Source organism: Bacillus mexicanus, assembly GCF_050445615.1.
In the GTDB taxonomy this organism is placed as follows: domain Bacteria; phylum Bacillota; class Bacilli; order Bacillales; family Bacillaceae; genus Bacillus; species Bacillus mexicanus.
Genome location: NZ_JBCEYV010000004.1, coordinates 152,119 through 167,226, shown reverse-complemented (window position 1 = coordinate 167,226; position 15,108 = coordinate 152,119). Strand labels below are relative to the sequence as shown.

The window sequence follows — 15,108 nt, the reverse complement described above, 5'->3', positions numbered from 1 at the left end:
TCTATAAAACCTTTTAATTCTTATGACCCAAAAATCTGAAAAGTCTAAAGAACCACGCAAAAAGCAGTGCAACGAAACAAAAAAAGCAGTTTACCTCTATTAATCGGACTGCCGCCAACCATCATTGTGGGTTTAACAAGCAGATTAAGCCCCGTAGCCCCCTCATTCCATCAGGAAACAGTTCTGGCTATTTATTCATTGTTTTCAATATTTTTTACCTTGTCACCGTTCACTTTAAATGAAAAAAATATTTTTATCACCGAAAATTAGGTTAAAAGTTTCATGCGGTATACCGAAAGATTCCAGTTTATTTACTGGGATATTTTTGCGTCATACCGCAAAAATTTCCACTAAACATTATTTACAGAAAAATAAAAACATTTCAAAAAAACGCTCGACCTATTAACCATAAGCTTTTTAATTCTTTACATAACATCTATTTACAGCGCAAAAACCGAAAAACACACAAAAAAAAGACCTCTTTATGATAAGAGGTCTTACAACGATTCTTTAATGACATTTTTATTGATATCAATCAATTCCATATAGCCTTTCCCCCACTCATACATGGCTTCAAGTATGGGCATCAGGCTTTCTCCTTGCGGGGTTAAGGAATATTCAACTTTCGGCGGGACAACCGGATATACTTCCCTGTGAACAATCATATCCTCCTCAAGCTCTCTCAGCTGATTCACGAGAATCTTCTGCGTAATATCAGGAATCAAAGCTTTCAATTCATTGAATCGTTTTGTGCCTTCTTTTCCTAAATGCCACAAAATGAGCATTTTCCATTTACCACCGATCACCGCAAGCGTTAATTCTTTCTCACAATTAAACCTTTTGTTGTCCATCCGGCTCAAAAGAAATCCCCCCCTCAGTATATTTTTTGTATGTTAAATACGTATCATCACTTACTTACTTTTTTGCAGACACCTTTTTATTATAAACACTCATAAAAATAAGCGAAAGAAATCTGATTGTTTTTCCTAACAGTATCCTCCAAGTAACTAGTTGACTTCAAAGTGCCTACTTCTCAATAAAAGAGGGAACCTATAGAATGAACAATACATTCGCAAAAAGGAGTAGATCAGAAATGGAATTACAACTAGCATTAGACCTCGTAAATATCCCAGAAGCCATCGAGCTCGTCAAAGAAGTGGAACAACACATCGACGTAGTTGAGATCGGAACACCGGTTGTCATTAATGAAGGCCTCAAAGCCGTTAAAGAAATGAAAGAAGCATTTCCGAAATTGAAGGTATTAGCAGACCTGAAAATCATGGATGCCGGCGGATACGAAATCATGAAAGCGTCAGAAGCAGGCGCTGACATCATCACTGTGTTGGGAGCTACAGACGACGCAACGATTAAAGGCGCTGTAGAAGAAGCGAAAAAACAGAACAAGAAAATTTTAGTAGATATGATTAACGTGAAAGATATTGAATCTCGCGCGAAAGAAATTGACGCACTCGGCGTTGATTACATTTGCGTCCACACTGGCTACGATCTTCAAGCAGAGGGCAAAAACTCTTTCGAAGAATTAACGACAATCAAAAATGCCGTAAAAAACGCAAAAACTGCAATTGCGGGCGGAATCAAACTTGATACGCTGCCAGAAGTGATCAAGCAAAAGCCTGATCTTGTCATTGTCGGGGGCGGAATCACAAGTGCAGCCGATAAAGCGGAAACAGCTTCAAAAATGAAACAGCTTATTGCCCAAGGATAACGTGATGAAAACGACTGAATACGTAACGGAAATTCTCAATGAGTTACGCCGTTCAGCGGCATATATTTCTGAGGAAGAAGCTGATCAGCTTGCCGACCGCATTCTCTCATCCAACCAAATTTTCACTGCGGGTGCGGGACGGTCTGGCCTGATGGCAAAATCCTTTGCGATGCGATTGCTGCACATGGGCTTCAACGCACATATTGTCGGTGAGATTCTCACTCCGCCGCTCCACGAAGGAGATCTCGTCATAATCGGCTCAGGGTCAGGCGAGACAAAGAGCCTGATCCATACAGCAGAAAAAGCAAAAAGCTTACACGGAGTTGTGGCCGCTTTAACGATCAATCCGGACTCAAGCATCGGCAAACAAGCGGATCTCATCGTCAAAATGCCTGGTTCTCCTAAAGACCAATCAAACGGAAGCAATAAAACCATACAGCCAATGGGATCATTATTTGAGCAAACTTTGCTGCTGTTCTATGATGCAGTGATTTTAAAACTCATGGAGAAACAAGGACTCGATTCTGAAACCATGTTTACCCATCACGCAAACCTTGAATAGCGTCACACAACCGGCCTGAAGATCAGGCCGGTTTTATTATTTTCTAAAATAAAACTTTAAACCTGAAAATCCGATAAATAATATGATCTGCAAATCATAAAAAGGAGGAAATATAGTGATAAAACAACTAAAGCTTAAACTAGGAACAAAAATTCTATTCCTGGTTTTCGTGATTATTCTTTTGTTTTCAATATCTGTCGGCACTGTGATGCTTAAGGAGATTACAGGCGGCATGAAACAAATGGCGACTGAAAAAGCGAAAGGTGATCTCGCTTTAAGCAGCACATATATTGATGATGTCGTTTCAGGGGACTGGCAGGTAAAGAACAATAAGCTTTATAAAGGCCAAACACAAATTAACGGAAATGAAGATATCGTTGATCTGCTTGGCGAAAAAACAGGCGATACTATAACTATTTTTCTACAGGATACTCGTGTTGCAACCAATGTCATGAAAAACGGCGAAAGAGCTGTCGGCACTCAAGCTTCTTCTGAAGTTACTGACGCTGTTTTAAAGAATGGAAAACAATTCTACGGACAAGCAGACGTGGCGGGTTCTTCTTATCAGACGGCATACATGCCTTTAAAAGATCAAAACGGGAATATTATCGGCATGCTGTATACTGGAGCCAATCAAAACATCTTAGCATCACTGACGCATTCTCTTTTCACTCAATTCTCTATCGTTCTTGTTATTGTCATCATTGTATCAATTATCCTTGTTGTGCTTTTCACCAGAAGAATCAATAAACGGCTGAACACTTTAAAATCCGCCTTTGAAAGTGCCGGAGACGGAGATATGACAATCGAGGTGTCAGACAAATCCGGTGACGAGCTATCAGAACTCAGCGTCTATTACAATAAGATGAGAATGAAATTGAATGATACCATTCAAACCGTACAGCACTCAGCCCTTCAGCTAGCGTCTGCCTCTCAGCAGCTCTCAGCGGGAGCAGAGGAAACAAATCAAGCTTCAGAAAAGATTACAGAAGCTGTACAACAGATAGCAAATGGAGCTCAGCATCAAATCACCCGAATTGAAAACAGCGAAAGCTCATTAAAACAAGCTTCAGCGGACATCCGGCATATTTCTGCAAACACATCCGCTATCGCTGACAAAGGACAGCTGGCACAATCAAAAGCTGACATTGGGCAAAAGGAAATTTCAGATATACAGGCACAAATGGATGCGATTCACGATTCGATCGAGAAAAGCGGAGAAATCATACTCCAGCTGGAGGGCCGCTCTAAGCAAATTGAGGATATTTTGTCTGTTATCACCCAAATTGCCGATCAGACAAACCTGCTTGCGCTGAATGCCGCGATTGAGGCTGCAAGAGCCGGTGAACACGGTAAAGGATTTGCAGTTGTTGCTGATGAAGTACGTAAATTAGCGGAAGAATCTCAACGATCCGCAGGACAGATTTCAAAACTAATCACAGAAATACAAAAAGATATGAACCAATCTGCAAGATCTGTTGAGCATGTGAAAACAGAGGCTGCGGAAGGTGTCACCATGATCCAGCGCACCAGAGATGCCTTTAAGGAAATTACAGCGGCAACAGGAGAAATCAGCGCTGAAATCAGTGACCTCTCAGCATCTGTATCAAACATTTCAGCCAGTACACACGACATAAATGAATCCTTTTCAGCCAATACAGCCGATATTAAAAATTCTACTGAACATACCCGGCAGGCGGCTGCGTTAACAGAAGAGCAATTTGCTGCAATGGAAGAGATTACTGCAGCTTCTGAAACATTATCTCAATTAGCCGAGGAGCTTACTGGTATCATAAGCCAATTTAAAATGATTAATCAACCCGAAAACAGTCAATAAACTACTTTCAATATTGTAAATTGGCAAAGGTATTCTACTGAAAATTAATATTTCAATCTGCTAAAATTACAATTTCAGCAAAAAACTGATCGTAAAACTAAAAATTTCGTCCTTTACACCATATACTTTCTGGATTACCCTTGGAACAGCTTTAAGTTGCTAAAAGCGGGAGGTGAACAGCACGATGAACATCATAAAAACAATACTTCTCGCCATCATCGTCATAGCAGCTGCAGCTGCCGGCCTGATAAAGGGAGACTTTTTCTCAACTGATCAAAAACCATCTCCAACGAAAGAGTATGACAAAACAATCGCTCTCCCTTCTGACCGTTATCCCGAAACGGCCAAACACATTAAGGATGCGATTAATGAAGGACACTCAGATGTGTGCACCATTGACAGAGATGGAGCTGAGGAACGCCGTGAGCAATCATTAAAAGACGTATCGCCAAAAACAGGGTATGACAGGGATGAATGGCCAATGGCTATGTGCAAAGAAGGCGGTGAAGGGGCTTCTGTAGAATATATTTCTCCCGCTGACAACCGCGGTGCAGGCTCTTGGGTTGGTCATCAGCTTACCGATTATCCAGACGGCACAAAAGTTTTATTCACGATTCAATAAATAATAGAGGAGGAACAGCACATTGATCAAGTCATGGAAACCGCAAGAACTGTCGATTTCATATCATCAATTTACTGTATTTCAAAAGGGTTCTGCACCTCCTGTTATGGATTGGACTGACGAAGCGATCGAAAAAGGATTTGCGGCGGCGGACGGAGCGATTTCTTTTGAAGCACAGAGAAATACAAAGGCTTTTATTCTTGTGCGCTTAAACAGTTTAGAAATCGTAAACTCCTGCGAAAAGAAAGTGACTGTTCCTTTTCAGGTCACAGAAAACGGAATTGAAATTGAAAGCATAATGTCTAAAAGGCTGGCCTTTGACCTTCCGAAGGGAGACTATCAATTGACGTGCTGGACTGTGCCTGCTGAAATGTCAGATTTGCACGCAGACACTTATATTATTGATGCTGTTTCTGTGTAATGATAATGTCCCTGAGAGTATGACTCTCTCAGGGACATTTCATAAACTTTCCCCATTCGTCTTCATTACATTCGGATACCTAAAACGTTTTAAATGATTCATCGATATCATTTTTTAAAATTCACATATAAAATTGGCATCATACCCTATAAAAAAGCACCCAATTCCCGTTGGATGCTTACCGTTGATGTGTATGAGGATGGGGCTTTGGTACAAAGCCGTTTTGTTTCATCATGTCAAAGTGTTGGTCCATGTGATCTTTGATGCGTTCTCCTCTTTCTTTTGGCAGGACACCGTATTGAACATACTTTGAAATTACGTTTTTACGCTTTTTTAGTATCTCTGCTTCCAGCTGTTCAATTTCTTTCTTTTGCTGATCTGTCAATGTGACATTTGCGGGAGGCTGCTGCTGTTTGTCAACGGCTTCAGCTGTGCCGGTCAGAGATATGAGTGCCGCGGCAATAAACATTGTGATGATATTGAGTTTTGTTTTCTTCATCCAATTTATTCCTCCAATCGTATTTTTCATAGGGTCTGCTGCCGCGCTTTTTTTATACATACAAAATAAAAAGAGCGAAACCATTATTCGCTCTTTCTAATCTGTTCGTCAGTATAAAGTTCTTCTTCGCCAGGAGACGCGTAAGTGACATACGTTCCCGCGATTAAATCGTGCAGTGTCCGTTTGTCATCTCGAACGCCAATCATAATAAGACTGGCGATCAAGCCGAGTCCAAAGGTTATAGTGTATACCAGACCGGCAACAATAACCCGCAAAAACATTGTTAATAGATTGACCTGTGACCCATCTTTTTTTACGATTCTGATTCCGCAGATTCTTTTTCCGATAAGATAGCCCTGCCAAAATACCGGCAGCACCATAGAGTACAGCAGGACAATCAGACTGATGAACATACTGTCGTTCGGGTCTTTTCCTGTAATCACCCAATAGATCAGCAAAAGAGGCACCGAGACAATAATGTAATCTAGCAATGAAGCTCCCAGTCTAATCCAAAATCCAGCTGGTTTGTAAATATTCATGTGACTCCCCCATTATGGTTTCAATATTGCTTTGATGTTTCCATCTTTTTTCTTATCAAATATATCATATGCTTTAGGGGCGTCTGCAAGACTTAATTTATGCGTAATGATATCTGTTGGATCGATTTCTTGCTTTTTCACCATTTCATACAGCATCGGCATGAGATGGATGACTGGCGCCTGCCCCATTTTAATAGATATATTTCGTGTAAAGAAATCACCGACCGGAAAGCCGTCCGCTTGAGAAATATAGGCCCCTGTCAGCTGAACTGTGCCAAACTTTCTGACGGATTCAGCAGCAGTCAGGATCGGACTGATTGTTCCAAACTGATTTGGCTTTTTAGACATATCTTCTTTAGAAAGCGGCGTTCCGTCCATTCCCACGCAATCAATGACAACGTCTGCTCCGCCATTTGTTTCATTATAAAGAAGCTTCCCGATTTCATCATGCTCTGTAAAATTAAATGTCTCTACCCCGTTTGTCCGTTTTGCGTGTTCAAGCCGATGCGGCACTTGGTCAACGGAGATGACGCGTTTTGCGCCCTTCATCCAAGCGAATTTTTGTGCCATCAATCCAATCGGTCCCGCTCCTAAAATTAAGACGGTATCGCCTTTTTTCACACCGCTGTGCTCCACGCTCCAATACGCGGTCGGCATAACATCGGATAAAAATAATACTTGTTCATCCTCAAGCTCGCTGTCTGCCGGAATTTTAAAAGAAGAAAAGTCAGCGTATGGGACACGAAGGTATTCCGCCTGTCCACCTGGAAAATTGCCGTTAAATTCGGAGAACCCAAATAAGCCGCCTGCATCCGTATGTGGATTAGGGTTTGATTCATCACATTGACTTTCCATCTGATGCTTGCAATAGAAGCATTCACCACAGCCAATGTTAAACGGAATGACGACACGGTCGCCCTTTTTTAACGTTTTGACATCGTTTCCGACTTCTTCTACGATCCCCATTGGTTCATGCCCGATGATATAATCCGGAGCGGCTGGAATGCCGTTTTTATATAGATGAAGATCAGAGCCGCAAATTCCTGTTGCGGTAATACGAATAATGGCGTCCTTCGCATCCTGAATCCCGGGGTCTGCTACGTTCTTCACTTCAACATGCTCTTTTCCTTGATATGTCAGTGCTTTCATGCTTGTACAACTCCTTTTTTATCACTGGTTCCCTTTGCAGCTGCTTTTAAACGTTTCACACGCTTTTTGTATACACAATTCTAACTCTTTGAAAACGCCATCAACATGTTGCAACCCATTATGTTCAATGCTATCTTTTTAGTTGATTAACAGATTGGGGGAAACATAGGTGAAATCATTCAAAGCCGTTATTTTCAGCTTTACAATGGCTTTCTTTCTTATATTGGCAGCCTGTTCTGGGAAAAATGAAGCCGATTCCAAAAATACAGGCTGGGAGCAGATCAAAGAAAAAGGGAAAATTGTTATTGCTACATCAGGCACGCTTTATCCCACGTCTTTTCACGATACCGATTCTGGTTCTGATAAGCTGACAGGCTACGAGGTTGAGGTCGTTCGAGAAGCGGCAAAACGGCTTGGGCTGAAGGTTGAGTTCAAGGAGATGGGTATTGACGGGATGCTGACAGCGGTGAATAGCGGTCAGGTCGATGCAGCCGCAAATGACATCGATGTCACGAAAGACCGCGAGAAGAAGTTCGCGTTCTCTACTCCATATAAATATTCATACGGCACAGCTATCGTCAGAAAAAACGATTTATCTGGGATTAAAACGTTTACGGATTTAAAGGGAAAGAAAGCGGCTGGCGCAGCTACGACAGTCTACATGGATGTCGCAAGAAAATACGGCGCCAAAGAAGTGATTTATGATAATGCGACCAACGAGCAGTATTTAAAAGATGTCGCCAACGGACGCACTGATGTCATTTTGAATGACTATTACCTGCAGACACTTGCGCTCGCAGCGTTCCCGGATCTTAACATTACGATCCATCCTGACATCAAATACATGCCGAACAAACAGGCGCTTGTTATGAAAAAAAGCAATGCGGCACTTCAGAAAAAGATGAACGAAAAGCTGAAAGAGATGAGCAAGGATGGCACTTTGGCTAAGCTGTCGAAGCAATTCTTCAATAAAGCAGATGTATCAAAGAAACTGGATACCGACGTTCAAGACGTTGATTTGTAATCGGACGCCATGATCAATAGCATTCAGTGGGAATATATTTTCAATACAAAGCTAGCCATTGAATCGTTTCCTTATGTCATTAAAGGCATTGGGTACACACTGCTCATCTCTTTTGTAAGCATGTTTGCCGGAATGGTGCTCGGCCTGTTCCTATCACTCGCCAGAATGTCTCAGCTTGCCTTGTTAAGGTGGCCGGCGAAGCTCTATATTTCCTTTATGCGGGGCGTTCCGATTTTGGTGATCTTGTTTATCCTTTATTTCGGATTTCCTTATATCGGCATTGAATTTTCCGCTGTCACAGCAGCTTTGCTTGGCTTTAGCTTTAACAGTGCCGCCTATATTGCGGAAATTAACCGTTCAGCTATTTCATCCGTTGACAAAGGACAATGGGAAGCCGCATCATCTCTCGGCCTTTCCTATTGGCAGACGATGAAGGGCATTATTTTGCCGCAATCAATCCGTATTGCCCTGCCGCCCCTTGCCAATGTATTGCTCGACTTAATCAAAGCGTCCTCTCTCGCTGCGATGATTACAGTGCCGGAATTGCTCCAACACGCAAAAATCATCGGCGGCAGAGAGTTTGATTACATGACCATGTATATTCTGACCGCTCTCATTTATTGGGCCATTTGCTCAGCAGCGGCCGCTATTCAGAATATCCTTGAGAAAAAATACGCTCATTATGTTTAAACAAACGTTTCATTAATAAAAGCCGCTCCGCAGGAGACGGCTTTTTCTATTGATTCAGCTTCACCCCCACAATGCGCTCTAGGCTTGTTCGCAATAGAATATGCCAGACGCACCAGATAATTTTTAGAAGCGAACAGTTTTTTGGTTCACCATTTTAAAACCTAAACATCAGCCGGGCTGCTTTCTGCTCTCAAGCTTTTTTTCCAGTAAAAGCTTGCGGCAAGCACGAGCGCAAACGCCAGCAGCGCGATACAGGCAAACGTGATAAAACCGATTGCATATGTGCCTGTCATCTGTTTTAGCGATCCTAAAATGTTTGGCAGGAAAAAACCTCCAATACCGCCGGCTGCGCCGACGATTCCCGTCACCATGCCGATTTCTTTGCGAAAGCGCTGCGGGACGAGCTGGAATACGGCTCCATTCCCCATTCCGAGTCCCATCATTCCGACAAATAAAAGAACAATGACCATTGAGAGAGATGGCAGGCTGCTGACCCCGGCCATACAGAGGGTCACGATGATAAATAAGACAGAAAGAACTTTCGTGCCGCCCACAAGATCTGAAATCCAGCCCCCGACAGGCCGGAAAAAGCTTCCCGCTGCCACACATAATGTAACGAAATCACCCGCGTGAATTTTTGACAGCTGGTATTGATCGACAAAGAAAATAGATAAAAAGCTTGATAGCCCGACAAACCCGCCGAATGTGACGCTGTACAGCAGGCAGAAAAACCATGTTTCCTTTTGCCTGAACACATGCAGATAGTTTTTAAGCGGCTGCGGCGCCGGCTGTGCAGGAGAATCCTTTGCCATAGATAGAAAAAGAACAAAGACGATCAGTAAAGGAATAAGCGCAAATCCCATGACGATATGCCAGCCGAACTGCTCGGCGAGACGCGGGCCAAACAGGGTTGCAAACAACGTACCGCTGTTTCCCGCACCAGCGATCCCCATCGCCAGCCCTTGCAAATGAGGCGGATACCACCGGCTTGCCATAGGCAGTGCTACAGCAAAGCTTGCCCCCGCCACGCCAAGCAGAATCCCGATGGCATAAAGCTCAGGCAACGAACGGCCGCCAAATGTCCCCCACAGCAGCGGAATCATTGTCACCAGCATTCCGATTACCGCCGTTTTTTTCGGTCCGATTCTGTCTGTTAACACACCTAAAATGATTCGAAATACAGATCCTGATAAAATCGGCACAGCTACGACAAGCCCTTTCTCAAAAGGAGACAGGCCAAAATCCTGAGAAATATAAACACCCAGCGCTCCAAGCATAACCCATATCATAAAACTCACATCAAAGTATAAAAAGGAACAAAACAAAGTGAGTGGATGTCCGCTGGTTTTCAGTTCCGATAGCTTCATAAGATTCCCCTTTCTTGGCTCTCTATTATTTTAAATTTTCTGAATTAAGGATATATGACCATTTTTTTCTAGAAAAGACATGTGTCAGTTTTTATGACACGTTTAATGCGTTAACAATGCATTGTGACATAATTTTTGATAAGAGAACACTTACATGCTGCGTCAAAGGAGGTCTGGTACATGAAGAAGCAAAAATTGGTGTTAGCAGGAAACGGAATGGCCGGTATCCGCTGTATTGAAGACATTTTAAAGCTGAATCGCCACTTGTTCGACATTGTCGTTTTCGGAAGCGAACCGCATCCCAACTATAATCGTATTCTCTTATCCTCAGTGTTGCAGGGTGAGGCGTCACTCGACGATATTACATTGAACAGCAAGGATTGGTACGACAAGCATGGAATTACCCTGTATACAGGTGAAACGGTTGTTCACATTGATACAGATCAGCAGCGGGTCATCACAGATCAGAAACGCACTCTATCTTATGACAAATTAATAGTGGCAACAGGCTCCTCCCCTTATATTCTCCCCGTCCCCGGGGCGGACAAAGAAGGTGTCTTCGGATTTCGAACAATAGAAGACTGCCAAGCATTGATGAGCATGGCCAAACCCAATCGAAAGGCAGCGGTGATCGGAGCCGGGTTATTAGGACTGGAAGCAGCAGTCGGGTTACAGCATCTCGGCATGGAGGTCAGCGTCATCCACCACTCTGCCGGCATCATGCAAAAACAGCTCGATCAAATGGCGTCGCGGCTGCTGCAGTCGGAGCTGGAACGAAAAGGCTTAACCTTTCATTTGGAGAAAAACACCGTATCTATTTCTGGCACCATGCAGGCAGATGGAATTCGTTTTAAAGACGGCTCTTCATTGAAAGCAGACTTGATTGTGATGGCGGCTGGGGTGAGGCCGAATATTGAATTGGCTGTATCATCTGGAATCGCAGTCAACCGCGGGATTGTCGTGAATGACTATATGCAAACGAGCGAACCTAATGTCTACGCCGTCGGTGAATGTGCTGAGCATAGCGGAACAGTATACGGTTTGGCAGCTCCCCTTTATGAACAGGGAAAAGTCCTCGCCAAACATATTTGCGGAGTTCCTTGCGAGGGATATCAAGGCTCGGCGCGATTTGCGGCTTTAAAAATAGCAGGGATTGATGTGTGGTCAGCCGGAAAGGTTCACGAGGATAATCGCACAACGAGCATCAACATTTACGATGAACAAACTGGCATTTATAAAAAAGCACTCTTTGAGGATGACAAACTGGCCGGCATCATTTTATTCGGAGACACACGTGACAAGCAAAAATTTCTCGACGGCCTGCTCACACAACGAGACATCTCGATCGTAAAAAAACAGCTGCTTGAACCAGATAACTCGGATACATCTTTTGAATCCATGCCATCAAGTGAAACGATTTGCCAATGCAACTCCGTAACGAAAGGCGCGATTGAGGAGGCGGTGAACGTAAATGCCCTAACAACCGTCGAAGAAGTCAAACACTGCACCAAAGCATCCGGCTCCTGCGGTGGATGCAAGCCGCTCGTTGAAGACCTTTTGAGATACATGACCAGCGGCCAGTATACAGAACCCGCCGGCACACCTTCGTTTTGCGGCTGCACTGATTTTACGGAAGACGATATCATTGCCGAGCTTCAGCGCAGGCCATTCAGTAATCCGGCAGAAGCGATGAGCCAGTTTGGCTGGAAAACGAAAAACGGATGCAGCACTTGTGTTCCTGCGATTCAATACTACCTGGAAATGCTGTACCCCGGTTTCATCCAGCCTAATCCAGCCGCTGAAGACACTTGCATCCTGGTTCCGCAAATGTACGGCGGACGCACAAACGCGGAGCAGTTAAGAAACATCGCCAACATCATCGAGGCATACAGCATCCCTGACGTATCCATCACTCACAGCCAAAGACTGAAGCTTTCGGGGATCAACTCCGCGGATCTCCCGCATATCAAAAAGGCTTTGAAAATGCCCGCTTTTTTAAATGAACGCCGGCGCGCGCTGCAAAGTGTCAAAGCTTGTACATGCGCCCAAAACCGGCCGATTCAGCAGCTGGCAGCTCAAATCGAAAGGCAGCTTGAGAGCCTTTCCATGCCGGCTTCTATTTCTATCAGCTTATCGTGTGAAACAGACTGCAGTGATGCCGCTATACAAGATGTTGGTGCGGTTCGAACGCTGGCTGGCTGGGATATCTACATCGGCGGTGTCCGAGGAATTCATGCACATTCCGGCACTCTGTTTTGCGTAACTGACAATGAAGACAGCACCGCCGCTATGATCAAAGGACTGATCCAATATTATCGTGAAACAGCTCATTACTTAGAAGCCGTTCATCAGTGGATGGACCGGCTCGGGATCGTTCGTATCAGAGAAGAGCTATTTGAAGAGTACCTTAGGGATCAGCTGCTGGAAAGCCTTCAATCAGAGCTGTTACTAATTCAAAACGCTGGCGCACATCAGAAAGGATGAGACATTTTGACTGAACCGTTGCTTAGATATTTCCGCGAGAAACAGCAAGACATCCAATCAGAAAAAACGTATGACACCCAATGCCCGTTTTGCAGCATGCAGTGCAAAATGCAGCTCGTGGAACAAACCATCGGCACACGGAAAAAGTTCACAGCGATCGGGATTAATAATCCTACGACACAGGGCCGGCTATGCATGAAAGGCATGAACGCCCACCAGCATGCCCTGAACGCCTCCCGCGTCACCCGGCCGCTGCTCAAGAAAAACGGCGAATTTATGCCTGTTTCCTGGGAAGAAGCACTGCACCATATCAAAGACCAAGTAACGATGATACAGCACGAACACGAACATGACGCCATGGCTGTATACGGAAGCGCCTCAATTACGAATGAGGAGGCGTATTTGCTAGGGAAATTCGCACGGGTTGGCTTACAGACAAAATACATCGACTACAATGGAAGACTTTGCATGTCCGCCGCTGCAACCGCGGCCAACCAAACATTCGGGGCAGACAGAGGCTTGACGAATCCCTTATCAGACATCCCCCACACCCGTGTGATTATTTTAGCCGGCACCAATATTGCGGAATGCCAGCCAACGATGATGCCGTATTTTGAAAAAGCGAGAGAAAACGGAGCCTATATCATCGCCATTGATCCGCGTGAAACAGCCACCACCAACATCGCCGACCTTCATTTGAAAATCAAACCAGGCACAGACGCCGCCCTTGCCAACGGTCTCGTCAAAATCATCATTGACGAACAGCTTGCGGACGAAGATTTCATTCAATCACGAACAAATGGATACGAAGAGCTGAAGCAGCATACGGACACGCTGAGCCTGGAGGATATCGCTGAACAGACGGATATTCCGCTGGCACATATGCGTAAGGCCGCTGTGAAGTTCGCCATGGAAACATCAGGCCTGCTGTTCACAGCCCGCGGGATTGAGCAGCAAACCGATGGAACAGCGGCTGTGAAGGGTTTCTTAAACATGGTGCTGATCACAGGAAAAATCGGCAAATCGTACTCGGGCTATGGAGCGATCACCGGACAAGGAAACGGGCAAGGCGCCAGAGAGCATGGGCAAAAAGCTGATCAGCTTCCGGGCTATCGATCTATTGAAAACGAACAACACCGGGCGCATATTGCGAAAGTGTGGGGAATCCACCAGGATGATCTGCCGCGAAAAGGCATCTCAGCCTATGAAATGATGGAAAAAATCAATGACGGCGATATCAAAGGACTGTTCCTCATGTGCTCCAACCCTGCTGTCTCCAGCCCAAATGCGAACCTCGTCAAAAAAGCTTTGAGAAAACTGAGATTTTTCGTCGCGATCGATTTGTTTATTTCTGAGACTGCGACATACGCAGATGTGATTTTGCCCGCCTCCTCTTACTTAGAAGATGAGGGCACGATGACAAATGTCGAAGGCCTCGTGACATTAAGAGAAGCAAGCAGACCGTGCCCCGATGAAGCAAAGCATGATTGGCAGATCATTTGTGAAATCGCAGCTGCTCTTGGAAAAGAACGCTATTTTTCCTACTCATCAGCAGAGGATATTTTTAATGAATTAAGAGCAGCGAGCCGCGGCGGGATTGCTGATTATTCAGGCATCATATATGACAGGCTCAGGCGTGAAGGCGGTATTCATTGGCCATGTCCGGAATCGGATCATCCCGGAACAGGGCGTTTGTTTGCGGACTCATTTGCACATCCGGATCAAAAAGCGGCACTCAGTGTGATTCCGAACGAATCGACTGTTCCAAAAGAGAAACCCACAGCCGACTATCCGCTTTATTTAACGACCGGACGTGTCATGTCTCATTACTTAACAGGTGTCCAAACGAGAAAAAGCGCCGCCCTTGCCGCGAGACATTTTGAATCGTTTATGGAAATTCATCCGCAAACAGCGGGAGCCTACCATATTGAAGACCGTGTCCTCGTAAAAATTGAATCCCCGCGGGGAAGTATCACCGTCCGCAGCAAATTTTCAGAACAAATCAGAAAAGACACCGTTTTTGTTCCCATCCACTGGACAGAGGCTCAAAATGTGAATGATTTAATCGGCGAAGCCTTAGACCCAGCCTGTAAAATGCCCGGTTTTAAGGTGTGCGCCGTCCGAATCAGACCTATTTAAATTATTCATAAAATTTTTAGAACTTTTCGTATATTTTGTTACATTTTAT

General features: G+C 44.4%; 14 protein-coding genes. 9 read left to right on the top strand and 5 right to left on the bottom strand.

Annotation, left to right across the window (positions count from 1 at the left end; all coding sequences use genetic code 11):
• Positions 1-497: 497 nt before the first annotated feature.
• Entirely contained in the window at positions 498-860 is a 363-nt protein-coding gene (gene hxlR, locus AAGG74_RS20160; protein ID WP_162103019.1) for a transcriptional activator HxlR, read from the bottom strand.
• Between the two features lie 233 nt (positions 861-1,093).
• Here hxlR and hxlA point away from each other — a divergent pair, with 233 nt between their 5' ends.
• From hxlA to AAGG74_RS20135, 5 genes are all read left to right on the top strand, one after another.
• Complete coding sequence (gene hxlA, locus AAGG74_RS20155; RefSeq protein ID WP_225493900.1) at positions 1,094-1,726, top strand: 3-hexulose-6-phosphate synthase; 633 nt, start codon at positions 1,094-1,096, stop codon at positions 1,724-1,726.
• 4 nt (positions 1,727-1,730) lie between these two features.
• Positions 1,731-2,288, top strand: a complete 558-nt coding sequence (gene hxlB, locus AAGG74_RS20150) for a 6-phospho-3-hexuloisomerase (protein WP_429676960.1) — start codon at positions 1,731-1,733, stop codon at positions 2,286-2,288.
• Between the two features lie 112 nt (positions 2,289-2,400).
• Positions 2,401-4,125, top strand: coding sequence for a methyl-accepting chemotaxis protein TlpC (gene tlpC, locus AAGG74_RS20145; RefSeq protein ID WP_429677141.1), 1,725 nt, complete (start codon positions 2,401-2,403; stop codon positions 4,123-4,125).
• Between the two features lie 172 nt (positions 4,126-4,297).
• The gene (nucA, locus tag AAGG74_RS20140) at positions 4,298-4,747 is read left to right on the top strand and encodes a DNA-entry nuclease (protein WP_429676958.1); all 450 of its coding nucleotides are present in this window, start codon (positions 4,298-4,300) and stop codon (positions 4,745-4,747) included.
• A gap of 22 nt (positions 4,748-4,769) precedes the next feature.
• Positions 4,770-5,168, top strand: coding sequence for a competence protein ComJ (locus AAGG74_RS20135; protein WP_429676956.1), 399 nt, complete (start codon positions 4,770-4,772; stop codon positions 5,166-5,168).
• A 178-nt stretch (positions 5,169-5,346) separates the two neighbouring features.
• Here AAGG74_RS20135 and AAGG74_RS20130 read toward each other — a convergent pair whose 3' ends face one another.
• The 3 genes from AAGG74_RS20130 to AAGG74_RS20120 form a co-directional block, all read right to left on the bottom strand.
• Positions 5,347-5,667: a YckD family protein gene (locus AAGG74_RS20130; RefSeq protein ID WP_429676954.1), complete on the bottom strand. Its 321-nt coding sequence runs from the start codon at positions 5,665-5,667 to the stop codon at positions 5,347-5,349.
• Positions 5,668-5,750: 83 nt separating this feature from the next.
• Positions 5,751-6,206: an RDD family protein gene (locus AAGG74_RS20125; RefSeq protein WP_429676952.1), complete on the bottom strand. Its 456-nt coding sequence runs from the start codon at positions 6,204-6,206 to the stop codon at positions 5,751-5,753.
• A 12-nt stretch (positions 6,207-6,218) separates the two neighbouring features.
• Positions 6,219-7,355, bottom strand: coding sequence for a zinc-dependent alcohol dehydrogenase (locus tag AAGG74_RS20120; RefSeq protein WP_429676950.1), 1,137 nt, complete (start codon positions 7,353-7,355; stop codon positions 6,219-6,221).
• Positions 7,356-7,524: 169 nt separating this feature from the next.
• On the opposite strand from AAGG74_RS20120, the gene AAGG74_RS20115 reads away from it, so the two are divergent.
• Together AAGG74_RS20115 and AAGG74_RS20110 are read left to right on the top strand one after the other, a co-directional pair.
• Positions 7,525-8,379 (top strand): transporter substrate-binding domain-containing protein, encoded by an 855-nt coding sequence (locus tag AAGG74_RS20115; RefSeq protein WP_429676949.1) that lies wholly within the window; start codon positions 7,525-7,527, stop codon positions 8,377-8,379.
• 9 nt (positions 8,380-8,388) lie between these two features.
• Positions 8,389-9,069: an amino acid ABC transporter permease gene (locus AAGG74_RS20110; RefSeq protein WP_162103028.1), complete on the top strand. Its 681-nt coding sequence runs from the start codon at positions 8,389-8,391 to the stop codon at positions 9,067-9,069.
• 161 nt (positions 9,070-9,230) lie between these two features.
• On the opposite strand, the gene AAGG74_RS20105 is transcribed toward AAGG74_RS20110, so the two are convergent.
• Positions 9,231-10,436, bottom strand: coding sequence for an MFS transporter (locus AAGG74_RS20105; RefSeq protein ID WP_429676947.1), 1,206 nt, complete (start codon positions 10,434-10,436; stop codon positions 9,231-9,233).
• Positions 10,437-10,616: 180 nt separating this feature from the next.
• On the opposite strand from AAGG74_RS20105, the gene nirB reads away from it, so the two are divergent.
• Positions 10,617-12,920: a nitrite reductase large subunit NirB gene (gene nirB, locus AAGG74_RS20100; protein ID WP_429676945.1), complete on the top strand. Its 2,304-nt coding sequence runs from the start codon at positions 10,617-10,619 to the stop codon at positions 12,918-12,920.
• Positions 12,921-12,926: 6 nt separating this feature from the next.
• Positions 12,927-15,059: an assimilatory nitrate reductase catalytic subunit NasC gene (gene nasC, locus AAGG74_RS20095; RefSeq protein ID WP_429676944.1), complete on the top strand. Its 2,133-nt coding sequence runs from the start codon at positions 12,927-12,929 to the stop codon at positions 15,057-15,059.
• Positions 15,060-15,108 lie beyond the last annotated feature (49 nt).